The 23231-nt window shown below is 66.8% G+C and carries 20 protein-coding genes and 1 tRNA gene; 15 read left to right on the forward strand and 6 right to left on the reverse strand.

Going from position 1 to position 23231, the window contains the following annotated elements:
- The first annotated feature begins 7 nt into the window (after positions 1-7).
- The 6 genes from OVA31_RS17615 (at position 8) to OVA31_RS17640 (ending at position 7645) form a co-directional block, all read left to right on the forward strand.
- Positions 8-1426, forward strand: coding sequence for a sensor histidine kinase (locus tag OVA31_RS17615; RefSeq protein ID WP_267631583.1), 1419 nt, complete (start codon positions 8-10; stop codon positions 1424-1426).
- 168 nt (positions 1427-1594) lie between these two features.
- Complete coding sequence (locus OVA31_RS17620; protein ID WP_267631584.1) at positions 1595-3004, forward strand: S1C family serine protease; 1410 nt, start codon at positions 1595-1597, stop codon at positions 3002-3004.
- A gap of 39 nt (positions 3005-3043) precedes the next feature.
- On the forward strand, positions 3044-3637 hold the full coding sequence (locus OVA31_RS17625) for a MogA/MoaB family molybdenum cofactor biosynthesis protein (protein ID WP_267627910.1): 594 nt from the start codon (positions 3044-3046) through the stop codon (positions 3635-3637).
- 625 nt (positions 3638-4262) lie between these two features.
- The gene (locus OVA31_RS17630; protein ID WP_267627911.1) at positions 4263-4907 is read left to right on the forward strand and encodes an MspA family porin; all 645 of its coding nucleotides are present in this window, start codon (positions 4263-4265) and stop codon (positions 4905-4907) included.
- A gap of 70 nt (positions 4908-4977) precedes the next feature.
- Positions 4978-5646 (forward strand): MspA family porin, encoded by a 669-nt coding sequence (locus tag OVA31_RS17635; RefSeq protein WP_267627912.1) that lies wholly within the window; start codon positions 4978-4980, stop codon positions 5644-5646.
- Between the two features lie 184 nt (positions 5647-5830).
- The gene (locus OVA31_RS17640) at positions 5831-7645 is read left to right on the forward strand and encodes an ABC transporter ATP-binding protein (protein ID WP_267627913.1); all 1815 of its coding nucleotides are present in this window, start codon (positions 5831-5833) and stop codon (positions 7643-7645) included.
- A gap of 928 nt (positions 7646-8573) precedes the next feature.
- Here OVA31_RS17640 and mscL read toward each other — a convergent pair.
- Positions 8574-9281 carry a large conductance mechanosensitive channel protein MscL gene (mscL, locus tag OVA31_RS17645; protein ID WP_267627914.1) on the reverse strand — a complete coding sequence of 236 codons (708 nt, stop codon included), beginning with the start codon at positions 9279-9281 and terminating at the stop codon, positions 8574-8576.
- 120 nt (positions 9282-9401) lie between these two features.
- Entirely contained in the window at positions 9402-10076 is a 675-nt protein-coding gene (locus tag OVA31_RS17650; protein WP_267627915.1) for an SAF domain-containing protein, read from the reverse strand.
- Between the two features lie 232 nt (positions 10077-10308).
- Here OVA31_RS17650 and nhaA point away from each other — a divergent pair, with 232 nt between their 5' ends.
- Complete coding sequence (gene nhaA / locus OVA31_RS17655) at positions 10309-11637, forward strand: Na+/H+ antiporter NhaA (protein WP_267627916.1); 1329 nt, start codon at positions 10309-10311, stop codon at positions 11635-11637.
- Between the two features lie 55 nt (positions 11638-11692).
- Here the strand turns inward: nhaA and OVA31_RS17660 are convergent, their stop codons facing one another.
- Entirely contained in the window at positions 11693-13240 is a 1548-nt protein-coding gene (locus OVA31_RS17660) for an alanine/glycine:cation symporter family protein (RefSeq protein WP_267627917.1), read from the reverse strand.
- 185 nt (positions 13241-13425) lie between these two features.
- Here OVA31_RS17660 and OVA31_RS17665 point away from each other — a divergent pair, with 185 nt between their 5' ends.
- Positions 13426-13752, forward strand: a complete 327-nt coding sequence (locus OVA31_RS17665; protein WP_267627918.1) for an FmdB family zinc ribbon protein — start codon at positions 13426-13428, stop codon at positions 13750-13752.
- An 8-nt stretch (positions 13753-13760) separates the two neighbouring features.
- Here OVA31_RS17665 and OVA31_RS17670 read toward each other — a convergent pair whose 3' ends face one another.
- On the reverse strand, positions 13761-14330 hold the full coding sequence (locus OVA31_RS17670; RefSeq protein ID WP_420714065.1) for a 5-formyltetrahydrofolate cyclo-ligase: 570 nt from the start codon (positions 14328-14330) through the stop codon (positions 13761-13763).
- 113 nt (positions 14331-14443) lie between these two features.
- Here OVA31_RS17670 and OVA31_RS17675 point away from each other — a divergent pair, with 113 nt between their 5' ends.
- The 5 genes from OVA31_RS17675 (at position 14444) to glpR (ending at position 19648) form a co-directional block, all read left to right on the forward strand.
- Positions 14444-15400, forward strand: coding sequence for a UTP--glucose-1-phosphate uridylyltransferase (locus tag OVA31_RS17675; protein ID WP_267627920.1), 957 nt, complete (start codon positions 14444-14446; stop codon positions 15398-15400).
- Between the two features lie 105 nt (positions 15401-15505).
- Complete coding sequence (gene glp / locus OVA31_RS17680) at positions 15506-16810, forward strand: gephyrin-like molybdotransferase Glp (protein ID WP_267627921.1); 1305 nt, start codon at positions 15506-15508, stop codon at positions 16808-16810.
- Between the two features lie 30 nt (positions 16811-16840).
- The gene (locus OVA31_RS17685) at positions 16841-17497 is read left to right on the forward strand and encodes a GNAT family N-acetyltransferase (RefSeq protein WP_267627922.1); all 657 of its coding nucleotides are present in this window, start codon (positions 16841-16843) and stop codon (positions 17495-17497) included.
- A gap of 40 nt (positions 17498-17537) precedes the next feature.
- Complete coding sequence (locus OVA31_RS17690; protein ID WP_267627923.1) at positions 17538-18194, forward strand: SIMPL domain-containing protein; 657 nt, start codon at positions 17538-17540, stop codon at positions 18192-18194.
- 143 nt (positions 18195-18337) lie between these two features.
- On the forward strand, positions 18338-19648 hold the full coding sequence (glpR, locus tag OVA31_RS17695; protein WP_267627924.1) for a gephyrin-like molybdotransferase receptor GlpR: 1311 nt from the start codon (positions 18338-18340) through the stop codon (positions 19646-19648).
- Between the two features lie 88 nt (positions 19649-19736).
- Here the strand turns inward: glpR and OVA31_RS17700 are convergent, their stop codons facing one another.
- On the reverse strand, positions 19737-20480 hold the full coding sequence (locus OVA31_RS17700; RefSeq protein ID WP_267627925.1) for a hypothetical protein: 744 nt from the start codon (positions 20478-20480) through the stop codon (positions 19737-19739).
- A 132-nt stretch (positions 20481-20612) separates the two neighbouring features.
- Here OVA31_RS17700 and OVA31_RS17705 point away from each other — a divergent pair.
- Positions 20613-20685, forward strand: a tRNA-Ala gene (locus tag OVA31_RS17705).
- Positions 20686-20780: 95 nt separating this feature from the next.
- Here OVA31_RS17705 and OVA31_RS17710 read toward each other — a convergent pair.
- Complete coding sequence (locus OVA31_RS17710) at positions 20781-21272, reverse strand: FBP domain-containing protein (RefSeq protein WP_267627926.1); 492 nt, start codon at positions 21270-21272, stop codon at positions 20781-20783.
- A 467-nt stretch (positions 21273-21739) separates the two neighbouring features.
- Here OVA31_RS17710 and OVA31_RS17715 point away from each other — a divergent pair, with 467 nt between their 5' ends.
- On the forward strand, positions 21740-23164 hold the full coding sequence (locus tag OVA31_RS17715; RefSeq protein ID WP_267627927.1) for a DEAD/DEAH box helicase: 1425 nt from the start codon (positions 21740-21742) through the stop codon (positions 23162-23164).
- Positions 23165-23231: the final 67 nt, after the last annotated feature.

Genomic DNA, 23231 nt, shown 5'->3' on the forward strand with positions numbered 1-23231 from the left:
CGCGGAGATGCGTGCACCGATGCCGCTGACCCGTGCCGTCTCCCTGAAGACCCGTGTGACGCTGTTGTCGGCCACCGTGGTGCTGGTGTCGGTCAGCCTGATGGCCGCCGCCGCCTACTTTGTCGTGTATCGGGCGATGTACAACGAGGTGGATTCGCAGCTCGAGAGTCGTGCCGACGGCATGACCGCTCTGGCGAGGACCGGTCTGCTCAACGAACGGCCGGAGTCGCTGGTGACCGGAACGGTGTTCTCCACCAACATCTCTCTCGCATTGGTGCGTCCAGACGGTCGCAGTTACCTCATCGGTGAGGTGCCGTTCGAGGACGTCGAACGCAAGATCGCCAGGTCGACGTACGCGCCGGGACAGGACAATCAGAGCCTTCGCACCATTCACAATCAGCGCGTGCTCGCGCGCAAGCTCAGCGACGGCAACACACTTGTGTTGGCGCAGAGCCTGTTACACACGGACCGGGTGCTCAAGAGGCTGGCGTGGGTGTTGCTCGTGGTCGGCGGGGGCGGTGTGGCACTGGCGGCGCTGGCCGGTACGACCGTTGCGCGAGCAGGCCTGAGACCGGTGGCGCGGCTCACGCGCGCGGCGGAAAGAGTCGCCCGGACACAGGATCTCACGCCGATCCCGGTGAGTGGCAACGACGAATTGGCGCGACTCACGGAGAGCTTCAACACGATGCTGCGGGCGCTGGACGAGTCGCGCGACCGCCAGTCCCGGCTGGTCGCCGACGCGGGCCACGAGCTCCGGACACCCTTGACGTCGTTGCGCACCAATCTGGAACTGCTGATCGCGTCCAGTGAACCCGGTGCCCCGGCGGTCCCGGCGCAGGACATGATCGAACTGCGCTCGGACGTGATGGCACAGATCGAGGAGCTCTCGACCCTGGTGGGGGACCTGGTGGACCTCGCACGCGAAGAGGCGCCCGAGGTGGTGCACGAGGAGGTCGACCTCAACGAGGTCATCACTCGCAGTCTCGACCGCGTGCGACGTCGCCGGCTCGACGTCGATTTCCAGACGAATCTGACGCCCTGGTACATCTTCGGCGAGGAGCACGGTCTGAACAGGGCCGTGCTCAACGTCCTCGACAACGCCGCCAAGTGGAGTCCGCGTGGCCGGCCGGTGCAGGTGCAACTCAGGCAGGTCGATGCCCGGACCGCGGAGCTGGTCGTCGCCGACGCCGGGCCCGGCATCCCGGAAGAGGACCGGGACCTGGTGTTCGAGCGGTTCTACCGGTCAACCCAGTCGAGGTCGATGCCCGGTTCGGGATTGGGCCTGGCAATCGTGCGCCAGGTGGTCGCGAGGCACGGCGGCACTGTCCGGGCCGAACAATCCGAGACCGGGGGAGCGTTGATCCGCATGGCGTTGCCGGGGAGCCCGACGCCCGAGGAACCTTCCCCACAGGTCGTTCGTCATTAGTGTGAACAGGCCTCGACGGTGCGAACAGTCCTCGACTTCGCCCCTCGCGGTACGCACCTGATCCCCTAGGGTTGAAGATCGGATCGGTGCAGTGTGTCGGCACGGGCCGCGACAGTCGGGAGATCGCCGGATTCGGGCGGCGACATGGAGAGAACTGAGGACGACGAGATGACGAGTGGCGGTTCGCAGGGCGATCCGTACGGCACCGGGAGTGGAGCCGGCCAGAATCCGTACGGCTCACCGGGGCAGCAGCCGACGCCGGGGTACGGGTCGAATCCGTACGCCCCTGGTCCGTCTCCCCAGGATGCGAACACCTACGGCCATCACGCCGCGTCCACCCCGCCGTACTCAGACCCGTATGGAGCGCAGGCGTCCGCGCCGTTCCCGGCTCAGCCTCAGTACGCGGCGGGTCCCGGCGGGCCGATGCCTCCGGGTGGGCCGCCCTACGGAGGCGATCCTGCGCCGCGCAAGAAATCGGGGGCAGGCGGCAAGGCCGCGCTGATCGTGGGTGCGGTGGTGCTCGCGTTGGTTGCAGGCGGTGTCGGTGGCGCGATCGGTGCCAACGTCGCCGACGATTCGTCGTCCACGGCACACAACGAACCACTGGGCGGAGACCCGAACAGCGGTTCTCAGGGGCAGGTGGAGGCCCCGGCAGGATCCGTGCAGGAGGTCGCTGCCAATGTGCTCCCGTCGGTCGTCTCGATCATCGTGCGGTCGGGGAATGCGGAGGGCAGCGGGTCGGGCGTGGTGTTGTCCGACGACGGCGTGATCATGACCAACAACCACGTCGTGACCGAAGGTGGTGCCACCCGGGCCGGCGACCTGCTGGTGATCTTCTCCGACGGATCGCGCGCGCCCGCCCGGGTACTCGGTGCCGACTCGGTGTCCGACATCGCGGTGATCAAGGTCGAGAAGACCGGACTCAAGCCGATCAACGTGGGGACCTCGAACAATCTCGCGGTCGGCCAGGACGTCATCGCCATCGGTGCGCCACTGGGTCTCGAGGGGACCGTCACCACCGGCATCATCAGCGCGCTGAACCGCCCGGTGTCGACGTCCAAGGAGACCGGTGGGACCACCTCGGTGATCGATGCCATCCAGACCGACGCCGCCATCAACCCCGGCAACTCCGGTGGTGCCCTGGTCAACGCCAAGGGCGCGCTGATCGGCGTCAACACCGCGATCGCGACGTTGGGGTCGTCCGCCGAACAGCAGGGCGGCAGTATCGGGCTCGGCTTCGCGATACCCATCGATCAGGCGATCCGCGTGGCCAACGAGTTGCGGGACACCGGCAAGGCGACCCAGGCAGGTCTCGGGGTGTCGGTGCGGGCCAACACCGAACTCGAGCAGCCCGGCGCCTACATCTCCGACGTGACAGCAGGCGGACCCGCGGCCAAAGCCGGGATACCGACCGGCGCGGTGGTCACCAAGGTCGACGATCGCAACATCGCCAGCGGTGATGCACTGGTGGCGGCAATCCGGTCACACGCACCGGGCGACACGGTCACGATCACATACGTCGTCAACGGACAGACCCGGACCGCGCAGGTCACCTTGGAGACCCTGCAGACCGGCTAGACCCACGCACCATCTCCGCAGGGAACAGAAAGGCAGAGCATGAGCGACACAGGATCCACCGCCATCGACCCCGACGACGTGGTGGCCGCTGACGCGGCGGCACGCGAGTTCGTCGCGCGCCACCGCGACGATGACGTACGCATCTCTCCGAGCGGCGACGAGATCGGGCGCGCACTGGTCGTGGTCGTCGACGATCGGGCGGCACACGGGGAAGATCAGAGCCTTCTCGGCCCACTCGTGGGTGAACTCCTCGGCGAGGCCGGCTTCCATGTGGATGCGACTGTCGCCGTGTCCGGCGACGAGGTCGAGATCCGCAACGCGCTCAACACCGCCGTGATCGGCGGCGTGGATCTCGTGGTGTCGGTCGGTGGGGTCGGCGTGGGTGCGCGCGACGTGACACCCGAGGCGACCGAACAGGTCCTCGATCGCCGGCTGCGGGGCATCGAAGAGGCCGTCCGGAGTTCCGGACTGGCCGCAGGCGCCACCGACGGTGGACTCTCGCGGGGTCTTGCCGGGATCTCCGGGCAGACGCTCGTGGTGAACCTGGCGAACTCGCGGGCAGCAGTGCGTGACGGCATGGCCACGGTCGCCCCGCTGGCCCAGCACGTCATCGAGGCCATCAGCGAATTCTGACCCGCTCGACGACGCCGAGACCCTCATGGAACGCAATTCGGACAACTCCCCGGAATCGCCGATGACCAGCGATTCCGGGGAGGTTTCGCGTCCGCGTGACACCTGGCGGACAAAGGCGAAAATCGATGACGTCTTCGGCGCCGACCTTCCTGAGGTAACATCCGATGAGTGTGATCAAGGTCACACGGGCGTATCTCGGGACTGGTATGAAGCCAATCGCCCGCCGCATTACGAATAGCCCAGCTACCTGCTGACATGGCTGACGCAGCGTGTTTTCCTTCCGTTAACATTCGCTCATCTAGGAATAGTGAATGTGAAGTTCAAGATCACCAGTCTTCGTTTTACGACGCGCGAGAACGCATCTGTTGCTGGTCTCGATCTCGCTCCGATAACGTTCGCAGCGACGAAACTCGGTACTCGCGACGAGCACCGACGGGGAGTCCTGCGATCTGTCGCGAATGACAACGCAGCAGTGACCAGGGGTGTGCGGAAGGCGACTTCCAGCCAACCGGAACCGGATCTGGGTTCGGTTGCGGGGCGGGGGTCCGCAGCCCACAAGGGTCGACCTGCCCGGCACGTGGTTGTGCCGGGTGGGATAACAACCGAATCCTGTGAGAGGGAACGAATGAGCAAGTTCAGCAAGCTCGGGCTGCGCCGCGTTGTTGGTGCAGGCGCCGTCGCCGCGGTGGCGGCAGTTGGCCTGGCCGGCATGGGGGCGGGAAACGCTGCGGCAGTCGGCCTGCCGAATGGCTACAAGAATGCCGTGGGTGTCGATGGTGAATCCCTGCAGACGTGGCGTACCGGTGAGTCGGCGCTGCCGGCTCCGTCCGTCGCGAACAACGGCGCGGGACGCGCAGCAGTCGTGTCCGGTACCTACCGGGCCAAGGCGAGCGCAGGCGTGGCCGGCAACATCGCGGTCAAGGTGCTCGTGGGCTGCCAGGTGGACATCACCGGCCTCGAGGGCGGACTCTCCGGCAGCATCACTGAGGCGCTCAGCCCCTCGCTGTCCGGATCGTTGACCCTCCCGCTGAACCCGGGCCAGGTGGTCGTCGCCGATGTCACCGACAAGGACATCAAGGACGGCGGCGTCGCGGCCATCCAGCTCGACAAGTTCGCGATCGACGTCCAGAACTGTGGCGGTTACGCATCCGCACGGACCATCGTCAAGACGGTCGGCGCCAAGGGCTACAACACCGACGACGGCACCGTCAACGGTGAAGGCTCGTACATCCAGTCCACCCTCTACGGCAAGCCCTTCAGCCTCAACTGACCGGGCGCAGACAACTCAGCAGTTCTGACTTATCTGCCCCGAGCAGATTGATATTCCACGAAGGGGAATCATGAAGAAGATCAACACTCGCGTGGCCGCTGGAGTCGGCCTCGCCGGTGCCGTGGTGGTGGGCCTGAGCAGCCTCGGTGCGGGTGGCGCCGCGGCCGGTGCGTTGCCCGGCGGCTATGTCAGCAAGACCCTGGTCGACGGCACCCCGGTGACCGTTCGTCTGTTCGACGAGTTCGTGAACGTCCAGAAGGCCGTCACCAACGTGCAGACCAGCCGTGAAGCGTGGCTGTCCGGCAAGGTGAAGGTGACCGTCGGCGGCAAGGCGGAGGGCGGCTCTATCGCCGGTGGCTACCTCGTGGGTTGCCAGGTGAACTTCGGTGCGGGCGCTGAAGGTGGCGCGGGCGTCGAGGTCGCGCCGTCGAGCGGTGGCGGAGCCACCGCAACTCCGTCGGGCAATGCCGGTGGTGGCTTCACCCTCGGACCCGGCCAGGCGAGCTACGTGCCGATCATCGACACCACCTCGGGTGACAGCACGGCGTACAAGGACTACACCGTCAACGATTACAGCTTCAAGGGCAAGACGGGCGGCGTCGCCTACAGCCAGGAGCGGTTCAAGATGGACGGCTGTGCCGGCTACGCCTCGGCCAAGGCCAAGATCAAGGTCACCGTCAACACCGATTCGGTGAAGGGTGTCATCACCCTGTACGGCAAGCCCTTCAGCCTGGGCTGATCTGACTGCCGGGTCGGTCATCGACCCACAACTGAACAACCGCGACAGGGCGGGATCGGAGATTCATCCGATCCCGCCCTGTCGTCGTCGTAAGAGTGGTTGTCGGAGTGCCAGGAAGGCGATGACCGCGTGCGGCTAGAGTCGCGCACGGCGGCGGGTTCCCGCCGGATGTGAGGAGGTCCTGGTGTCGACAACGGGTGACGTCGTGGATGAGGGATATCAGGATTCGATCGACGCACATCCCGCGGCACTCAACGTCGTGACCGCGATGCGTCGTTTTGCCCCGGTCATGCATGGTCAGCGGTGGAAGCTCGCAGTCTCGGTGCTGCTCTTCTTCATCGAGGTGGGCACCAGCGTCGTCACGGTCGCGGTGTTCGCGGACATCGTCGACAACGTGCTCGTCGCCGGTGACCTCTCGGCGCTCTGGTGGCCGTTGGGGATCTGGGCCGCGGTGTCGCTGGTCGGCGCGGCGGCCTCCTACGGCGGGACCGTGATCTCCGGTCTGGTCGCCGAACGAACACTCCTGCGGCTGCGCGACCGTCTCTACGCCCACACACAACAACTGGCCCCGCATACGCGTAGGCAGTTCGAGACCGGCGACCTGATCGCGCGGCACAGCGGCGACGTCGACGAGATCGAACACCTGGTGTCCTCGGGCGTGGTGGCCGGAACGCTGGCGATCGGCAGCGCGATCATCTACGCCGTCGCGGCGTTTGTGACGCGATGGGATCTGGCGCTGCTCGCCTTTGTCCTCGCCCCCCTGCTGTGGGTGGTCTCCCGCTGGTTCGGCCGGGTCGTCAAGACCGCCGCGCGGCGTGAGCGGAAGGCCAACGGCCGCATCAGCTCTCGGATCCAGGAGGGCATCACCCACGCGATATCGATCCAGGCCGACAACCAGGGCGAGCGTGACCGTCGAAAGGTTCTGCGGGAGAGCCGTATCTGGCGTAACGCGCGGGTGTCGGAACTCAAGGCCAATGCGGCCTTCTCGGAGACCGTCACCGTCGTGGAGATGCTCTGCATGATGGCGGTCCTCGCGGTGGGAGCGTGGCAGATCTCGCGCGGCGTCGCCAGTGTGGGAACCCTGATCGCTCTGACCGGCTACCTCGGCTACATGTATCCGCACATCCAGACCCTCGGTGGCCTCGTGGTGTCGGTGACCTCGGCCACGGCGAGCGCCGAACGCGTCGCCGAGGTGCTCGACGCGCCCATCGGCATCACCGACACGGCGGAGCCGGAACTCTCGGAGGCCGACGCCCTGGCCGGCAGCGATGCAGATGCCGCCGACGTCCATCCCGACGCAGACGTCGACGAGCGGTCGGCGGGACCGGTGGCATCCGCGGTGTCCGTGCACGTGGACCGGGTCAGCTTCGCCTATCCCGATTCGGACCGTCTGGTCCTCGACGATGTGGACCTCACCATCGAGTCGGGCGACTTTGTCGCACTCCTGGGTGCGAGTGGCTCTGGCAAGAGCACGCTGATGTATCTGATGCTGCGCTTCTACGACCCGGTGGCCGGTGCGATCCGATTCAACGACACCGACATCCGCTCGATGAGCCTGCGACAGTTGCGCGCCCACATGGCCGTCCTGCCCCAACGCGTCGCGCTGTTCAACGCGTCGATCGCCGACAACATCCGATACGGGCGACCGGACGCGACCGACGAACAGGTTCTGGCGGCGGCGACCGCGGCCGACGCGGCGGGTTTCGTCGGTGAGTTGCCGGACGGACTCGATACCCAGCTGCGCGACGGCGGCGCCAACCTGTCCGGCGGCCAGCAGCAACGGATCGGGCTGGCCCGTGCCTTTCTGCGCGACACCCCGCTGCTGATTCTCGACGAGCCGACGACGGGCCTCGATGACGCCACCACACAGCGTGTGATGGCACCGCTCGAGAGGTTGGCCCGATCGCGCACGACCGTGCTCATCACTCATGACGACAAGGTGGCCGCGGTGGCCGACTACACGCTCACGGTTCGCGACGGGACGATCCGGCGCCGCTGATCGCGGGCATGTGACGACCCATTGACACGACGAAGGCCCCGTCGCAGACATGCGACGGGGCCTTCGGTCCGGTTCTGATCAGCTACCGAAGAAGAACGGCGGCATCGGACGGCGCGGCGGGCGCGGTGCCGGGCGCGGTCCGGGTCCGGGACGGGGTCCCGGGTGCGGGCCCCCGTGCGGATGCGGGGCGCGATGCGGCGGCATCGGATGACGGGGTCCTCGATGACCTCGTGGCATGGTGTTCCTCCCTTGACACTGCGGTCCGCCCTATGTCGGACCGTCTGTGTGGCGCCCTGGCCGCGAATTGAGCCGGGGGCCACAAGGAGAGAAGGTAACAGTTCGGCAACGGCCGCTCAACGATCCTGCTTTGATCGTGGGGCCCTCTGCTTGAAGGTGAAAGCTACTCTGTAGCAATGTATTTCGGCTGCAGCCCGCTCGTGGAAGGCCGGGAATGCGCGTTCTGTGACATACCTGTGAATGCCACTGTGAGTCCGCTGTGAATCTGCGACTGTCGATGACGTCGCACGTCACGGACGGCGACGGCACGGGCCCGGCGGGGGAGGCGGGCCCGTGCCGTGCTGTCGTCGGGCCGGTGAGCCGGCCCGCGGTCAGCTCCCGAAGAAGGGGAACGGGAACGCGCGCTGGCGCGGACGGCGCGGCGCCGGGCGCTGCGGCTGACGCGGCGCGGGACGATGATTGTTACGGCCCTGGGGGCCCGGCTTCTGCGGCATATCTTCTGCAACCTCCGTGTGTCGGTGTATCTCAGTCGTCCGGCCGACTTGCTCCGGACTCCAGTGACACTAGGGACGCAACCTTGTGGTTCCCTGGCTCGCGAGCTGGCAAAGCGCTGGGAGCCAACGCATGTGCGCGTCCATGCCGAAGAGGTCGGGCCGCGCTCCGGTGGGAAGCGCGGCCCGAGTCGTCGAGGTCAGCGGGAATGCCGTCCCGGGGCGTCGGGCGGTGGGTACTCGCCGGGGAACTGCGTCTGCCCGGGGTAGCCGCCCTGCTGGGGGTAGTTGCCCGGTGGGTATGCACCGGGCGGCGGGTAAGAACCCGGCGCGGGCTGGGGAGTCGGATAGGGCGGATTCCCGGCGGGCGGAGGAGGTGTGGGTGCCGGTTGTGTCGGCGGCATCGGCTCTGCGGGCGGCGGTGTGGACAGACGCTGCGTGGCGCCGGCGTCGTTGCCCGGGAATGCTCCGTGATCCTGTATGTGATCCGGCAACTCGGCTTCTGCGGCGTCCTGTGCCTTCGATGTGCCCTCGGGATCGAGCAGGTCACGGATCTCGGCGAGGAGCGCCACTTCGGTGACCTCGGCCTTCTTGCTGTAGCCCCCGAGTGCGGCGAGCTTGTTGTACGGCACGACGATCAGGAAATAGACCACCGCGGCGATGATCAGGAAGTTGATGAGCGCGGTGACCAGGGCGCCGATGTCGACAAACGTCGACGGATTGTCGGTGATCTGGAAGCCCAGCCCCTTGGCCGGATTGCTGCCCCCCGGGATCGAATTGAGGAGGGGCTGGATGATGCTGTCGGTGAAGGCGGTGACGATCGCCGTGAAGGCCGCACCGATGATGACCGCGGTGGCCAGCTCGACGACGTTGCCCTTGAGTATGAACTCCTTGAATCCCTTGAGCACGGTGTGCGGTCCTCTCGTTTTTCGGTGTTCCGCTCTTGTTCAGGTATTCACGCTATCCAGGATCGTAAACGACCGTTGCACTGTTTTGCTGTACGCGCGCGTGAGCACGGAGACAATCGATCAGTGCACGACGACGGTGATCGGAGCGTCGAGCGCGGCGGCTGCCACCCGGTGTGCGGCCCGTTCGTCCATCGCGAGCAGGACCGGTCGGCCGGCGGTCGCGCCGCCCGACAGAACGCCATCGGCAGGCTTGTCCGAGGTGAGGGCCACCACCGCCGCACGCGCGAGTACCGCTGCGTCGGGCTTTTCTGCGGACGCGGTCAGTACGTCCACCACGTCTCCGGTCCGCAGCAGCGTCGCCACCGACTCGTCCGACAGCCGTACCGGTACGAGCCGAGCATCGTCGTCACCAGTGAGCCTGCTGGGGAGACGGGGGGAGAGCAACCGGGAGTCGGTGACCATCTCGCCCGCCCCGATCGGGCCGACCGCGGTGCGTCCGACGCCGTCGGCGGTCAGCCGCAACGTGCCAGCCGGGATGAGTCCGCCGGGTACCTCGCGCATCGTGAGATCGGTGGCGACGATGGACTCCCCGGGTACGAGGTCACGAACGGCGACCACCACCGAACGCATCTCCGCGCCCCGGTGGCCGAACAGCGTCAGCGTGACCGCGGCGACCACGAGGAGGACCGATGCGCCACGACGGATCATCACCGATCGCGCCCAACCAGGACGGAGCGCATGTCGGACACTGTCGACGAGGCGCGGCGACAAGCGATCGCGGGACATCGGGTGCATGGTCGGCGACGGTAGCGGCCGGACCGGCGTAGACGAGGACTCGAGACGCATCTGGGGACAACGTCGCGCGTGCACGCGGGTTGTGCACAAACGCCCTCCGATTGGCCCCGGGCCTGACCATCGGGGAGAATGACGCGGAGGTGAGCCGGGAAGTCTGGTCGGCCTCCGCCGGGTGTCGGTGGAGATGCAACGTGGGTGATCTCTGTAGATTTCCCTGTGACCAGGAGGTTTGATGTCCACACCGGAACACGATTCGGGACCACCCGGCATCGAGGAATCCCAATCCGGCGCTGTTGTCCCGGGCCGGGGCGGGCCGGACACCTCTGCTCGAGTGCGGTTTCAGCGCTGGGTTTCGCTCGACACCACCAGCGGCGCACTGCTGCTCGTCGCCGCGGTGGTCGCGGTGGTCTGGGCGAACTCCCCGTGGCAGGACGCGTACGAATCGCTGACGACGTTCGAGTTCGGGCCCGAATCGCTGCATCTGCACCTCTCGGTGGCCGAATGGGCCGCCGATGGCCTGCTCGCCATCTTCTTCTTCATCGTCGGCGTGGAACTCAAGCAGGAGTTCGTGGCCGGCAGCCTGCGTGATCTCCGACTGGCCGGTGTCCCGATCGTCGCCGCCATCGGCGGCATGGTGACCCCGGCGCTGTTCTATGTGGTCGTGGTCGCCCTGTTCGACCCGGAAGCCTTACGCGGGTGGGCGATTCCGACCGCCACCGACATCGCTTTCGCGCTGGCGGTGCTCGCGATCTTCGGCCGTGGGCTGCCCCTGGCGTTGCGGACGTTCCTGTTGACCCTGGCCGTCGTCGACGATCTGCTCGGCATCACGGTGATCGCGACGTTCTACACGGAGACGATCGACTTCGCCCTGTTCGGCGCAGCGATCGCGGTGATCGCCGTCTTTGGTGTGCTGGTGCGGTTGCGTCGTCCCCGGTGGCGAACGCCTGCCAGCCTGGTCCTGATCGCGCTGGCCGTGGTGGCCTGGGCGTTGATGCACGCCTCGGGCGTGCACGCGACCGTGGCCGGGGTCCTGCTCGGCTTCACCGTTCCCGCGCTGCTCGTGCACGGCGAATCGAGTTCTCGAACACACCAATTCGACGTCGCGGTGCGACCGGTGTCGTCGGCGCTGGCACTGCCGATCTTCGCGTTCCTGTCGGCCGGGGTCGCGGTGATCGGTGGTGACAGCGCGATCGTGCAGCCCGTGTCGATCGGCATCTTCCTCGGCCTCGTCGTCGGCAAGGTGATCGGTGTAATGGGGGCGACCGCACTGATGACGCGATTCACGCCGCTGCGACTGCCCGACTCGATCGGGGTCCGCGACCTGTTGCCGGTCGGGATGCTGACCGGGGTCGGCTTCACCGTGGCGTTGTTGATCGCCGAACTGTCCTTCCACCAGGGCTCCGACGATCACGCGTCGGCGGCGAAGGTGGCGATCCTGTTCGGCAGTGTGGTGGCGGCGGCGCTGGGCGCGGTTCTGCTGCGCCTGGATGCACGCAGATTGCGTGACCCCGACATGAACCGAGACGGTGTGCCTGACCGCGATTTCGATGTGATCGAGTGATCTGAGAGGACGGCGCCCCCGCGGGATGCGGGGGCGCTTCGTCTCTGGCCGGACCTCAGGAGCTCAGGGACTCCTCCTGGTATGCCTTCGATCGGGGGTCATACGATTCCCAGAACGTCGCGCCGACGATGCCGAGAGCCGACGGGTCGAAGGTGGGGTCGCGGCCGGCTTTCTGTTGCCGCTCGAAGTCCCGCAGTGCGCGGAAAGCCGGCTGCTGCAGGATGATGATGCCGACGATGTTCAGCCAGGCCATCAGTCCGACGCCGATGTCGCCGAGCGTCCAGGCATCAGTGGCGGTCGACACCGCACCGATGACGACCGACACCAGGATCAGTGCCTGCAGCAGCATGGTCAGGTTCGAGCCGAGGGTGCTGCGCAGCGGCCGGATGTAGAGGGTGGCCGCGTCGCCGAGGAGGAACCGGAGGTTGGTCTCGGCCATGTAGTAGTACGCGATGATCGTCGTCAGGCAGAAGAATGCGAGCGAGATCGCCACGAAACTCGATCCGGCCCCACTCCACAGCGTGTCGAAGCCGGTCTGGACGAAGGTCGGCCCGACCTCGGCGTCGGCGGGCAGGGAACCGCCGTCGGAGATGACTGCACCCGATTCCGATTCGCCCTCGAAGACCCGGTACGCGCCGGTCGACAGGATGAGGAATCCGGTGGCGGAACAGACGAACAAGGTGTCCACGTACACCGCGAAGGCCTGCACGAGTCCCTGCTTGGCGGGGTGCGAGACCTCGGCCGCCGCTGCGGCATGCGGCCCGGTGCCCTGGCCGGCCTCGTTCGAGTAGATACCGCGTTTGACACCCCACATGATCGCCGAGCCGATGATCGCGCCGAACGCCGAGTCGATGCCGAAGGCGCTCGCGAACACCAGCCGGAGCACCTCGGGCACCTCCGAGGCGTTGAGGAGCACGATGACCAGTGCGAACAGGATGTAGACGATCGCCATGAACGGCACGACGATCGACGCGAACGCCGCTATGCGCTTGACCCCTCCCACGATCACGAACGCGAGCAGGATCACGGTTGCGACCGCGACGACCCACTTGGACACGCCCCAGGCCTCACTCATCGCCGAGGCCATCGAGTTCGACTGCACGCTCGGCAGCAACAGGCCGCAGGCGAGGACGGTGACCGCCGCGAATACGAGGCCGTAGACCTTGAACACGGGAGCGGCCTTGGTGTGGGCGAGCGCCCTGCTCAGGTAGTACGCCGGGCCGCCTCGGTACTCCCCGGTGAGCTTGTCGCGGGTCTTGTAGATCTGTCCGAGGGTGCATTCGACGAAGGAGGTCGACGCGCCGAGGAAGGCGACCGCCCACATCCAGAACAGGGCGCCCGGCCCGCCGAAGGCGATGGCGGTCGCGACGCCGGCGATGTTGCCGGTGCCGACCCGGCCCGCCAACGACATCGTGAGGGCCTGGAAGGACGAGACGCCCGACGGAGACTTCTCTCCCTTGAACATCAGGCGGATCATCTCGGGGATCTGGCGCACCTGGACAAACCGCGTGCGGGCGGAGAAGTACACACCTGCGGCCAAGCACAGATAGACGAGCGCGTTGCTCCAGATGTAGCCGTTGACAGAGCTGAGGAAGTCGGACATCTCATCATTCCCGTGAGGTTCGGATGGTCTGAGGACGAAGTCGTGGGGATTACCATTTCATGACTTTGTCTTGACCGCTGAATGACCTCGAGAATTTCTGCGCGACCCCGCAGCTTGGCACTCGGAATGTTGGAGTGCCAAGTTCGGTTAGTATGGGCGGCGATCACTACTTTCCGGAGGTTTCGGTGCCCACTTACTCGTATGCGTGCACGGAGTGCGACAACAAGTTCGACATAGTGCAGTCGTTCTCTGACGACTCCCTGTCCGAATGCCCGCAGTGCACGGGACGGCTGCGCAAGCTGTTCAACTCCGTCGGGATCGTGTTCAAGGGCAGCGGCTTCTACCGCACCGATTCCCGCTCGGGCTCGAGCTCCAGTGAGACGTCGACCTCGTCGACAGACAGCTCATCGAGCAGCTCGTCCTCGGATTCTTCGTCGAGCAGCAGCAACTCCTCGTCGAGCAGTGGTTCGTCGTCGAGCGACAGCAAGGCCGCCACGCCCACGCCTGCCTGACGGCCGATTCACCCGAGTTCGCGGAAGCCGCTCCCGGGCGTCAGCACCCAGCCAACGCGCACGTCGTGCGGTGCGGTCGGCAGCGACTCCACCACCTCGTCGTCGAAGACGACGGCCACCACGTCTGCGGCGAGACCGGTCAGGGTCCGGTCGTAATAGCCGGCACCGCGGCCGAGTCGTGTCCCCGATTTGTCGACCGCGTACGCCGGGACGAAGACGACCGATGCCGCCCGGACGGCGTCGGTGCCGAGTCGGTCGCCGGTGGGTTCCAGAAGGCCCCACCGGCCTCGCGTCAGCGAATCGGAGCCGTCGTAGCGCACCCAGTCCAGTGCGGTCGGTTCGCCGCCGGGCACCGCGGGGACCAGGACCGTCACCCCGCGATCGGTGAGGGCATCGAGCAGAGCCGGGGATCCCGGCTCGGAACCGAAGGGGATGTAGGCGGCAACCGTCACGTCGTATTCGAGGCGGAACGGTGCCGAATAGATCCATTCGGCGAGGTCGGCGGCGGCTCGTTGACGCACCGGGAACGAGCGGGAGATCCGGCGCTCCTCGAACTCGGTTCGTAGTCGCCTCTTCATCGTCCGCACCCGACCGCCTTCGGTTCATCGCGGCAGCTCCTCGAGTCCGCCGCGCCAGGATTCTGAGAACTCGTCAACAGGATTCTGGCAGGGATCGCAACTAGGGTGTTCCCATGACCCCCAGTGACGTGAGCCAGACTACCGACGCGTTCACCGAGTACCAGTCTGTGCCGAACACACCTCCGATCCCGCGAACCGCGGTCGTGCCGGCCGCCGGTCTCGGAACCCGGTTCCTGCCCGCGACGAAGACCGTGCCCAAGGAATTGCTGCCCGTCGTCGACACCCCCGGCATCGAGCTGGTGGCCGAGGAGGCCAAGGCCGCAGGTGCCGAGCGGCTGCTGATCGTCACCTCGCCCGGCAAGGACGGCGTGGTCGCACACTTCGTCGAAGATCTGGTGCTCGAGAGCACCCTCGCGAAGCGCGGCAAGGCGGCCATGCTGGCGAAGGTGCGCAAGGCGCCCTCACTCCTGGAAGTGGCCTCGGTGGTTCAGGAGAAGCCCCTCGGGCTCGGCCACGCGGTCGGTTGCGTCGAGCAGTATCTCGACGACGACGAAGATGCCGTCGCGGTCCTCCTGCCCGACGACCTGGTCCTGCCCGGTGGCGTCCTCGAGGTGATGGCACGGACCCGGGAGCGTCGCGGAGGGTCGGTGTTGTGCGCGATCGAGGTCCCGTCCGACCGGATCAGTGCCTACGGCGTCTTCGACGTCGAGGAACTCCCGGACGCCAACAACCCCAACGTGATGCGCCTGAAGGGGATGGTCGAGAAGCCGAAGCCGCAGGACGCGCCGTCGAACCTGGCGGCCGCCGGTCGCTACATCCTGGATCGCAAGATCTTCGACGCCCTCCGCCGCATCAAACCGGGTGCGGGTGGGGAGTTGCAGCTGACCGACGCGATTGCCCTGCTGATCGAGGAGGGCGAACCCGTGAACGTCGTCGTGCATCGCGGCACACGCCACGACCTCGGCAATCCCGGTGGCTATCTGAAGGCGGCCGTCGATTTCGCCCTCGATCGCGACGACTACGGCCCCGACTTGCGTGAGTGGCTCGAGAAGCGGCTCGCCGAAGGCTGATGATCTCGGCAGACGCCCGACGTCAGCGCGCCTGCGCCCACCGGCGACCGGTGGCGGCTAACGTCTAGCCCAACTGTGTCAGCCGAGATGGGGGCGAGAGGTGAGATGCGTTCGGTCGAAGATCATCTGACCCGGGTGACCGCCGCCGCGGTCGCGCCGCGACCGGTCCGCGTGGCGATCTCCGAGGCCCAGGGCCTGATGTGTGCGGAGGAGGTCGTCACCGAGCGGCCGATGCCCGGATTCGATCAGGCTGCCATCGACGGGTACGCCGTGCGCGCGGTCGACGTCGGCCTCGCGGGTGCGATCGCACCCGAGGACGTCGAGGATTTCGATTCCGGGGGAGCCGATCTCGTCGACCTCACACCCGGCGAGCCGATGATCGTGGCGCTGCCGGTGGTCGGTGATGTCGGCCCGGGGGCGCGCACACCGACACGTCTGCAACCTCGCCAGGCCGTCCGCGTGGAGACCGGGGCGCCCATGCCGACGCTGGCCGACGCGGTGATCCCGCTGCGCTGGACCGACGGCGGTGAGCAGAAGGTGAAAGTCGGCCACGGCGTCGAGAGCGGCGACTACGTCCGTCGCATCGGTGACGACGTGCAGCCCGGCGACGTCGCGGTGCGAGCAGGCTCGATCATCGGTCCGGCGCAGGTCGGATTGCTCGCGGCGGTCGGGCAGGCACGCGTCATGGTGCATCCGCGACCGCGGATGTCGGTGATCTCGATCGGCAGTGAGCTCGTCGACATCGATCGCTCGCCGGGGCCCGGCCAGATCTTCGATGTCAACAGCTACGCGCTGGCGGCCGCGGGGCGCGACGCCGGCGCGGACGTCAACCGGGTCGGCATCGCCGAGCGGGAGACCTCGCGGATGCGGGAAGTGGTTGAGGCGCAGCTGATCAGGTCGGAGATCGTGGTGATCTGCGGTGCCGTCGGCGGAAAGTCGTCGCGAGTGGTCGCGGATGCGCTCAGCGACCTCGGCGATCTGGAGATCGTGCGCGTCGGCATGCATCCCGGTTCGGTACAGGGATTCGGCCGTCTCGGCCGCGACGAGGTGCCCACGTTCCTGTTGCCGTCCAACCCGGTGAGCGCGCTGGTCACCTTCGAGGTGATGGTGCGGCCGCTGATCCGGATCGCCCTTGGGAAGCGGCAGCCGATGCGGCGCGTCATCAAGGCCCGCACCATCGGTCCGATCGCATCGGTCGCCGGGCGCAAGGGCTATCTGCGCGGGCAATTGATGCGTGACGAGCGGTCCGGGGAGTACCTCGTGCAGGTCATCGGTGCGTCCCCGACCGGGAGCTCGCATCTGCTCGCCGAGCTTGCCGAGGCCAATTGCCTGATCATCGTGGAACCCGACGTCGAGGAGTTGGGAACCGGCGACGAGGTCGAGGTGGCATTCCTTGCACAGCGGGGATGACCGAGCCTTCCGGGCATTAGACTCCGATCCGTGTTGAGGTGGTTGACCGGGGCGCAGATCAATCCCGGCTGGCCCGCCACGCTGGGGCCGTTGCGCACCCAAGCGGGAGCGGTGGGATTACGGCCGGTACGACTGCGGGATGCGAAGGCGTGGAGCGAGCTGCGCATCCGAAACCAGAACACTCTGCTGCCGTGGGAACCGAGCGGCATCGGCTCCTGGGCCGAACGGCATCATCCCGGATCGTGGCCGCCCCTGTATTCGGTACTGCGCGCCGAAGCCAAGCGCGGCGCGGTGCTGCCGTTCGTCATCGAACTAGACGGCAGGTACATCGGCCAGCTCACGGTCGGCAACATCCAGCGGGGCGCGGTGCGCAGCGCGTGGATCGGCTATTGGGTCGACGCGCAGCATTTCGGTCAGGGCATCGCGACGGCTGCGGTCGCCCTGGGCGTCGACCACTGCTTCGGGCCGGTAGGCCTCCACCGTCTCGACGCGACGGTCCAGCCCGCGAATGTGGCGTCGCAGGCGGTCCTCACCAAGGTGGGGTTCCGGCGTGAGGGTCTGCTCGAGCGATACATGGACGTGAACAACCGGTGGCGCGACCACATCCTGTTCGCCCTGACGGCCGAGGAGATCGCCGGGAGCGCGGCCGAGGCGTTGGTGCGGACCGGCAGAGCGTCGTTCCACTAGACGCTCGTTCAACTGCGAGTGGGAACGTATCGTCGGCGTCATGTCGCCGTTGGAGATCGTGGTCCGGGGTGTCGCGCGCCGAAAGTTCCGCCCTGAGCGGGCGATTCTCCGACTGGCCATCCAGCTCGAGGGGTCGTCGCGGGACACTGTCTATCGGGAGGCCGTCGGTGTGCACGGCCCGGTGGTGGACGATCTCAGCGAATTGGCGACCGGGAACGCGGTCACCGACTGGTCGAGTGATTCGGTGAGGGTGTTCGGTCAACGGCCGGTTCATCCCGACGGGAGTCGCCAGGACCCGGTGTTCTCCACCCGCATCGAGATCGAAGCCCGATTCGGCGACTTCGAGGCGCTCTCGCAATTCATCGATCGTTGGGCGACGACGGACGGAGTCGAAGTCGGCGGCGTGCGGTGGGATGTCGCCGAGGAGAACCGGCGACGATATGAACGTGACCTGCGCAGAGAGGCCGTCGACGACGCCGTCGCGAAGGCGCAGGCATATGCCGACGCGGTCGGTCGAGGCGCCGTGGTGGCAACGCAGCTCGCCGATCCCGACATGCTGTCGGAACCTCAGCCCTCGCCGCGGTTGTCACGCCGCATGGCCGTCGGCGCTGCGGGTGTATCCGACCCGGCGCTGGAGCTGCACGCGGAGGACATCGACATCGCAGTGTCTGTGGACGCGAGGTTCGTCGCCGATTAGGGGCGAATCACGCCCGCCCTGAGAGCGCTCTGTGAATTCGTGGAATGTCGCCGACGCCCGGCGCGTCTGCGCTGGCCGAGGCATGAGCACCCCTAGATTGTGAGGTGGCCTCGTGTAACCAGAGTGAAAGAAGGGAGAGTCGCATGCCGAACTCAGTCTTGTGGGTCTGCCTCGTGGCCGTATGGCTTTTCGTACTGGTACCGATGGTCATCAAAGGCCGGCCACAGATGCGGAAGACGACAGATGCCGTCAAGGAGACCCGTCTGCTGCACCGCGGAGGCACCCGTACCCGAACGACCCGCCGTCGAGCATCGGGGAGTCATCCCCACGACCCGTCGTGGAAGGCCGACCGCACGAAGCGCTCCACGACGAGTGCACGCACCGCGGTCCTGGACCGTGACGACACCGAAACCGAAACCGACACGGACGCAACGGATTCCGAGGTCGGTCGATCGACGCGCAAGTCCACTGTCAGCCGGGCCACGGGTGCTGCGGTGAAGGCACCGACCGTCGAGTCCGACGAGGACGTGGAAACGCCGGCGGCCGAGGTCGATTCCGACGACGAGCGCGACGGCGACAGCAGCGATGAGGTCACCGCAGAATCAGATGCCGATGCCGAAACTTATGCCACCGTCGATGACGACGACGAGGTCACGGTGGACGGCGAGTTCGTCGATCCCGAGCGCGAGGACGTCGAAGACGAGCTCGATGATGTCGAGGACGCCGAGATCGCCACTGTCGACGAGATCGACGACGCCGAAGACATCGATGACGACGCCGATCTCGAGGACGAGTACGACGATTCGGACGACGACGTCGAGTACGAGGAAGGCGAGTACGGCGAATATGACGACGACTTCGACGACGAGTATGACGACGAGGTCGACGAATATGACGACGACATCGAGGACGATTACGAGGACGACTTCGAGGACGAACCCGTCGCCGCAACGGATGAGCGGCCGACCAAGCCCTCGGTGACCGACAGGTCGACGCCACGCCGCCAGACCGCACAGTCGTCAGATGCCCGGCGAACCCAGCTGCGTTACCGGGAACGTCAGCGCGTCCTGCTCGGCATGATCATCCTGCTCATCGCCGCATTGGCCTCGGGCATCTTCTTGGGCCTCACCGGATGGTTCGCGTCAGGAGTTGTCGGGGTGGTGCTGCTCACCTACCTGGCCTACCTGCGACGCACCGCGGCGACCGAGCAGAAGATCCGCGCACAGCGCGCGGCTCGTGCCCGCCGGGCCGAGCGGGAGCAGGCCGAGCGTCGGCGTAGGCAGCAGGCCGTGCCCGAATTCGCCGCGGCCCCACCGCCGCAGCGGCTGCGACGTCCCGGTGGTGCCACCGTCCTCGAACTCGACGACGAGGACCCGGTGTTCGACCATCTGCCGCCGTTCCAGCGCCGTCGGATGATGCGTGAGGACGGAGAACTTCGCCGCGTCGCCGGCTGAGCTTGACCGCAGCGACACAGACGACACCAGAGCCGCATGCCACGGACATATCTGTCACGGCGTGCGGCTCTGGTGTCATCTGTGTCGGTCAGGCCCGGGTGATCGCCTCGGGATGGTCGGCAATCCACTTGCGGGCCTGTCGAGTCGCCTGTGCGAGGGCGAATCGTTCGCCGATGTAGCTCGCGGGAGCGCCGATGATCGGGATATACGTGAGGAGCCGAAGTGGTCCGGGCGACCCGGGGCGGCGTTCCATCTCGCCGGTGAGACTGCGCAGGACCTTCGCCGTCTCCCAGACCGTGCCGACCAGCGTGTGCCTGCGCTGCACGGGCTCCGTGGGCAGTGGCGGGCGCTCGCCGGTACCCGACTCCGTCCGGTCGACGGTGCGGCCGCACAGCACCGCTGCCAGCAACTCGACCTGGCGAGCACGCTCGGTGACTCCGTACTCGCGGGCGACCGCGACGAGGACCATCGCCTGGTTCGCGAACCCCAGCGTCGACGACAGCGGCAATCGCCTCGTCCACGCGCCGAAGACACCGGGGTAGGCGACCGCGATGTTGTTCACCGCACCGATCCGGCTGATCCACCAGTCGGCGCGGCTGTTCATCGAGCGCTGCGACCAGCCCTTGGTGCCGGGCCAGTCGGTGACGTCGAGCGCGTCGGCGAACAGATGAAGGGCCCGCTGCACCGTCGAATCCTGGTGTCGGTCGTCGTGGAAAGTATGCCGCTTGAGACCAAGCGGATCGCGGTGCGCCAGGGTGTCGAGGACTGGGTTGATACCTGCGACAGCGCGGTCGAGCACCCCCGCGACCTGTGCGTCCGACATTTCGGCCATACGGCGAGACTAGCCGAGCCGGCGGGCGGAGATCGGGCCTGAACCCACGCCACGGCCGGCCGGGTGGCGGTGTGTGAGATCGATGCGACAGGCTGCTAAAGTGGCCAACGGCCGGTCAGTCGATGACCGCCCGGGGCTATGGCGCAGTTGGTAGCGCGACTCGTTCGCATCGAGTAGGTCAGGGGTTCGATTCCCCTTAGCTCCACAGATGAACAAGCTCCACCCAAACGAAAGCGCGGTTCCGAATCGTCGGAACCGCGCTTCGTCGTTCATTGGCAGTCTTTCTTCAGCCGTCGTTGATCAGCCCTTGTCGAGGATTCGCCGCGCGAAGCCGTCGGCGCGAGTCCGCAACGACTCGATCCGTTGGCTGCGGACGGCCTCGGGGTCGTCGCCTGCGTAGATCTTCGATGGACGGACCCGGACATTGGCGCAGCACTCGAAGTTCGAGCACACCAGGGTTCCGACGGTGTTGCCCTTGCGTCCCGCCGGGCCGGCGAGTTTCGCGCTGTAGAACGCGACCTCGTTGGGCAGTTGGACGTCCTCGCACAGCGAGCACTGCGGCCGGGTTCGAGGCTGCCTACCGCCCAGCCGAAGCATGATGCCGACCGGTCGGTCGTCGACCGGGACGATCATGTAGCCGATCAGCGGCAGTTTCGGGTCGCGCCAGCCGAGGTAATCGGTGTTCTCCCAGTCGATGTCGGCGAAGTCGGGCGGGAGTGTGAGCGCATTGCGTTCTCGCAGGGAAGCATTGACGAAGGACTTGCGAATCTGAGATTCGGTGAGTGCGTGCATGTGTATCGACACCTTGATGGATCGTCGTGACAGGGGTAGGCGTGACCGGACGCGGGACACCCGGTCGGGTGAGATCCGCGTCTGTCGGGGCGGTGTCGTCAGTTGTCGGCGTGCACGACGCCGACGACCTCCCCACGCCCAACGGGCGACGACATGGATGGATACACGTATCGCATGGTGCCTCCGGCGTGTCCCGGTCGTCAACTGGATTGCCCCGCTCGCCAGCTGTCATGATCTGCGTCACCTGATTTGGCCGTGCTGTCAGAAGTCGCGTAACGTTGATTTCAATTGATGCACCGATCAGGTGCCGTCAACGCGTCGTAGAACGCTTCTTCGACAGGCCGGTTAGTGCCTGCTCTTTGACTTCGTACGGCGAACGAACACGCACAGATGCGTCTTCGCCATCGACACCTTGCAGAGCTGTTCACCTGCTGCTGTGGCGTGTCCACTACAGAAAGACACGGACCTTGTCCATTACTTTTGCTTCTCTCGGCGTGCCCGCCGAACTCGTCGATGTCCTTGCCGCCGAAGGCAAGACCGAACCGTTCGCGATCCAGGCCGAGACCCTGAAGGACACCCTCGCGGGTGACGACGTGATCGGTTCCGGCAAGACCGGTTCCGGTAAGACCCTGGCGTTCGCGATCCCGATGGTCGCCGGACTGGCCGAGCTCGACGTCCCGCGCCGTCCCGGTTCACCGACCGGTCTGATCCTGGCTCCGACCCGTGAACTGGCCACCCAGATCGCCGCCGTGGTGACCCCGCTGGCCCGCGCGATGAACCTCACCGTCACCACCGTCTTCGGCGGTGTCAGCCAGAAGCGGCAGGAAGATGCCTTCCGCCGCGGCGTCGACATCGTCGTCGCCTGCCCCGGCCGTCTCGAGGACCTGATGCAGCAGCGCATCGTCCGTCTCGACCAGGTCGACATCACCGTTCTCGACGAGGCCGACCACATGGCCGACCTCGGCTTCCTGCCGGGCGTGACCCGCATCCTGGCGGCGACACCGGCCGACGGGCAGCGGATGCTGTTCACCGCGACGCTCGACAACGGCGTTGACAAGGTGGCCAAGCGCTTCCTCGACAAGCCGTCGATCCACTCGACCGAGGAGACCACGGCTCCCGTCGAGATGACCCACCACGTCTTCGAGGTGTCGCCCGGCGACAAGAACGGACTCGTCCAGGAACTGGCCTCCGGTCAGGGACGACGAATCCTGTTCATGCGCACCAAGCATCAGGCCAAGAAGCTGGCCAAGAAGCTCACCGACAGCGGCATCCCCGCCGTCGACCTGCACGGCAATCTCAGTCAGGCGCAGCGTGACCGGAACCTGAAGGCGTTCGGCGGCGAGGGCGTGCGCGTCCTGGTGGCCACCGACGTCGCCGCGCGTGGCGTCCACGTCGACGGGGTGGAACTCGTCGTCCACGTCGATCCGCCTGCCGAGCACAAGGCGTACCTGCACCGCTCCGGTCGCACCGCCCGTGCGGGCAGCAGTGGCGACGTGGTGACCGTCTGCCTGCCCGAGCAGCGTCGTGATCTCGCCGGCCTGCTGCGCAAGGCGAGCATCAAGGTGACCCCGACCCGTGTGGATGCCAAGTCCGCCGAGGTCGACACCCTGGTCGGGCCGCGCGCCGCGTACGTCACGCCGGTGGAGCAGCCGGTGCAGCGTCAGGCGCCGAAGTCGAACGGCCAGCGTCGTGGTCGACCGGGCGGGCGTAACGGCCAGGCCGCGAACGACCGGTCCGGCTCCGCTCACTCGGGTCAGCGTCGTCGCGGGACGGGTCGCTCGGCGACCGCCCAGTCGCAGCCGCACACCGGGGAGTCGTCGCACGGTCGTCGACCGGCAAACCAGCAGCGTCGACGGGCAACCCGGGCCGGCGCTCCGGCCGGCGCTCGCTGACCCAGCCGGCTCACTCTTCCGGAATCCACCTTCGCGCACGCGAGGGTGGATTCCGACGTTCCGGGGG

The sequence above is a fragment of the Gordonia sp. SL306 genome (genome assembly GCF_026625785.1).
GTDB lineage: Bacteria > Actinomycetota > Actinomycetes > Mycobacteriales > Mycobacteriaceae > Gordonia.